The 682-nt window shown below is 39.4% G+C and carries 2 protein-coding genes; both read right to left on the bottom strand.

Annotation, left to right across the window (positions count from 1 at the left end; genetic code table 11):
- On the bottom strand, positions 1-528 hold a 528-nt coding region (locus tag G6Q00_RS08330), incomplete at its 3' end, for a phage portal protein family protein (RefSeq protein ID WP_430750798.1).
- Positions 529-682: Mu-like prophage major head subunit gpT family protein (locus G6Q00_RS08855; protein ID WP_205426583.1), on the bottom strand; the 154-nt coding region annotated here is incomplete at its 5' end.

The following is a 682-nucleotide window of genomic DNA, read 5'->3' as shown; positions in this document are numbered from 1 at the left end:
TAGCGCTAGGTATTTGAGTGCACAAATAGAAACCACCCGATAAGCGCTAGAGTCATACAGATTTAAATCACAAACGCTAAGAATATCGGGGCGATTATCAAGATAGATTTTTTCACCGCCTACAAAGATATAGGGGCGTTTTTCTAATTGCCCATCATAGTGGATAAAATGATGTGGGATTAATTTAAAGTTAATCCCACCCTCAGAAAAGCCCTTAATAAAGTAAGCACACCCAAAAAAAAGCGCGCTAGTACAATCAAAAACAAATTGATAAAACCCTTTTTTTTGGATAAGCTTAAAGGCCGTCTGTGCTTGATCATTCTCACATTCTAAAATTAGCGGGAGTTTAGCCACTTGCAAACGCCTTTTAAACACCTCGCTACTAATTTGGGCATCAAAGCGCAAGAAGTAGCGAAAGACTTTTACAAGCTCTTCATATCTTTCAGATTGTAGCGCCCACTTCACAAACTCATAATCAATAAAATTAGGGATTTGATGGGCTAGCGCGGCGTTTAGATTCAAGGCCACTTATTTGGCCTCTTTGCTTTGTTTAGTGATCTGATTTAGATAGGCAAGTTGCCACAAACCATACCCGGCATTATCCTCGCTATCAATGCCATAGAGAAACTCTCTACGCATAAAGTTATTTTGATTTGTGGGTTGATCTAGCGCGCTAAACTCT

Source organism: Helicobacter suis (assembly GCF_902196125.1).
GTDB lineage: Bacteria > Campylobacterota > Campylobacteria > Campylobacterales > Helicobacteraceae > Helicobacter > Helicobacter suis_B.
This window is presented reverse-complemented; position numbering and strand designations above follow the sequence as displayed.